Source organism: Arhodomonas sp. KWT, from assembly GCF_010993615.1.
The window spans coordinates 2,620-5,295 of record NZ_WNXE01000144.1; the positions used below are offsets into that span (position 1 = coordinate 2,620).

4 protein-coding genes are annotated in these 2,676 nt (G+C 72.2%); 1 reads left to right on the forward strand and 3 read right to left on the reverse strand.

Annotated elements, in window-relative coordinates; all coding sequences use genetic code 11:
- Positions 1 to 386: ATP-binding cassette domain-containing protein (locus G7A99_RS15155; protein WP_163141610.1), on the reverse strand; the 386-nt coding region annotated here is incomplete at its 3' end.
- Here G7A99_RS15155 and G7A99_RS15160 point away from each other — a divergent pair.
- On the forward strand, positions 385 to 1,014 hold the full coding sequence (locus G7A99_RS15160) for an arylesterase (RefSeq protein WP_163141612.1): 630 nt from the start codon (positions 385 to 387) through the stop codon (positions 1,012 to 1,014). The genes G7A99_RS15155 and G7A99_RS15160 overlap by 2 nt on opposite strands.
- Positions 1,015 to 1,052: 38 nt before the next feature.
- Here the strand turns inward: G7A99_RS15160 and rdgC are convergent, their stop codons facing one another.
- On the reverse strand, positions 1,053 to 1,961 hold the full coding sequence (gene rdgC, locus G7A99_RS15165; RefSeq protein ID WP_163141615.1) for a recombination-associated protein RdgC: 909 nt from the start codon (positions 1,959 to 1,961) through the stop codon (positions 1,053 to 1,055).
- A gap of 69 nt (positions 1,962 to 2,030) precedes the next feature.
- Positions 2,031 to 2,676, reverse strand: a 646-nt coding sequence (locus G7A99_RS15170) for an ATP-grasp domain-containing protein (RefSeq protein ID WP_163141618.1), incomplete at its 5' end; no start/stop codon positions are given.

Consider the following 2,676-nt stretch of genomic DNA (forward strand, 5'->3'; position numbering starts at 1 on the left):
GCCGCGCGCTCGCGCACACCGCCGCTCCCGGCCAGCTCGCCCGGGAGCATGACGTTCTCCAGCGCGGTCATGCCCGGCAGCAGATGGAAGGCCTGGAACACGAAGCCGACCCGGCCCGCGCGCACCGCGGCACGGTCGTCCTCGTCCAGGCGGGAGAGATCGTGGCCGTCGAGCAGCACACGGCCCTCGCTGGGCTGGTCCAGACCGGCGAGCAACCCCAGCAGGGTGGACTTGCCGGAGCCGGAGGCACCGAGCACGGCCACGGCCTCGCCGTGGCGGATGTTAAGATCCACGTCGCTGAACAGCGTGATCGTGCCTTCCGGCGAGCGGAAGCGCATGCCCAGGCCCTCGGCGACCAGCACACAGCCATCGGGATTGGCCGTCATGATCCGCAGACTCCTTCTTGCGATGATGCTCCTCGCCGCCGCGCCCGCCGCAGCGGCACAGACGACGATACTCGTCGTCGGCGACAGCCTGAGCGCCGCCTACGGTCTGGACCCGGCGGATGGCTGGGTCGCGCTGCTGCGCAAGCGCCTGGCCGCCCGCGGGATCGACGCCGGGGTGGTCAACGCCAGCATCAGCGGCGACACCACCCGCGGCGGCCGCGCCCGCCTGCCGAAGGCGCTGGAGACCCACGACCCCGACGTGGTGATCATCGAGCTCGGCGGCAACGACGGCCTGCGCGGGCTGCCGCTGGCCGAGACCCGGCGCAACCTCGAGGCGATGGTCGAGCGTGCCCGGCAGGCCGGGGCCCGTGTGCTCCTCATCGGGGTGCGCCTGCCGTCCAACTACGGCGCGGCATTCATCGAGCGATTCCAGCAGGTTTTCCGGGATGTGGCCAGCGGCGCGGACGTGCCGCTGGTGCCGAAGCTGCTCGCCGGCGTCGGCGAGCGCCCGGAGCTCATGCAGGCGGACGGCATCCACCCGAACGCGCAGGCGCAGCCGCGGCTGCTCGACAACGTCTGGCCGGCGCTCGCGCCGCTGCTGGGGGCGGACGCCGCCGGCTCCGGCTAGGGAGACACCCGGCGTTTCCCCAGGCGGGAGGGGAGGCCTCAGCCGGTGGCGGGCTCGCCGCCGAACATCCCCGTCAGCCGCGGCAGCAGCCGCCCCAGCTCCAGGGTCATGATGGCGAAGTCCGCGTCGAAGCGCTCGGCGGCGGACTCCGGGGTGAAGTCCTCGTGCCCCTCCTGGACCACGTCCAGGAACTTCAGCCGCTTCACCGACAGGTCGGCGTCGAGCACGAAGCTCATGCGCTCGTCCCAGGTCAGGGCCAGGCGGCGCACCAGCTTGCCCGCGGTGATGTGGGCAGTGATCTCGCTGGCATGCAGATCCAGGCGCTTGCAGCGCACCTCCGCACCCTCGTTCTGCGGGTCCTCGAAGACCGCCTCGTCACCGAGCTCCACGTCCGAGGGCTCGCTCTGGCGGGAGAGCCACTCGGTCATCAGCGGCTGGGGGTTGCTCGCCGCCGTCAGCGGCTGGATGGGCAGGCTGCCGAGGGCCGCGCGCAGCAGCTCGGTGACCTCTTCGGCCTGGCGCCAGGTGGCCGTATCCACCACGAGGGTGCCGTTGCGGGTGTCGATCCAGGCATACAGCCGCTTAGCCCGGGTGAATGCCCGGGGCAGCAGCTCCAGGGTGATCTCCTCCTTGAGGCGGTTCTTCTCCTTGCGCCCGAGCTTGCGGTACTCCGCGGCCTCCCGCTCGGCGACCCGCTCGTCCAGTGCCTCACGGATCACCGACGCCGGCAGCAGCCGGGACTCCTCCTGCAGGCACACCAGGTACTGGCTGCCGGTGGCATAGACCAGACCCTCGCCGTCCGGGCCCGGCGGCACCCAGCCCCGGGACAGGGCCTCGGTGCTGGCGACGGGCTGGAACGCGAAGTCCGCCAGCCGCGCGGCCAGCTCCTCGGCGCTGTGCTCGAAGGTGTCGTTGAGGCGGTAGACGCAGAGGTTACGGAACCACATGAAGCTTCCCCGGATCGGTATTCGGTTGTTCGGGTCCCGCCCCGGCGGGGCGGGTGGCGGACGACGTGCTCAGCCGACGAGGCGCTCGCGGGCGGCCTCCGCGCGGCGGGCCGCGTCGTCGGCGTCGTCGCCGAAGGCGGTGATATGGCCCATCTTCCGCCCGGGCCGGGCCTCGTCCTTGCCGTAGAGGTGGAGCTTGACCCGGTCGTCGGCGAGGGCCGCGGCCCAGTCCGGCTCCCCCTGTGACCAGAGATCGCCGAGCAGGTTGACCATGGCCGCGGGCTGCAACAGCGCCGTGCTGCCGAAGGGCAGCGCGCACAGGGCGCGCACCTGCTGGCCGAACTGGCAGGTCACGCTGGCATCCACACTGAAGTGCCCGGAGTTGTGGGGCCTGGGGGCGAGCTCGTTGACCAGCAGGTCTCCGTCGCGGGTGACGAAGAACTCCACGCAGAGCACGCCGACCACGTCCAGCGCCTCGAGGATGTCCCGGGCGATGGTAACCGCCCGCCCGTTACCACCGCCGGCGAGCACCGTGCCGGGCAGGGAGACGTCGAGGACGTGGTTGCGGTGGCGGTTCTCGGTGACCCCGTAGTGCACGAACGCGCCGTCCACGCCCCGGGCCGCGACCACGCTGACCTCGCGTTCGAAGTCGACGAACGCCTCCAGCACGGCCTCGCCGCCACCGACCTCGGCCCAGGCGGAGGCCGCCTCGCCG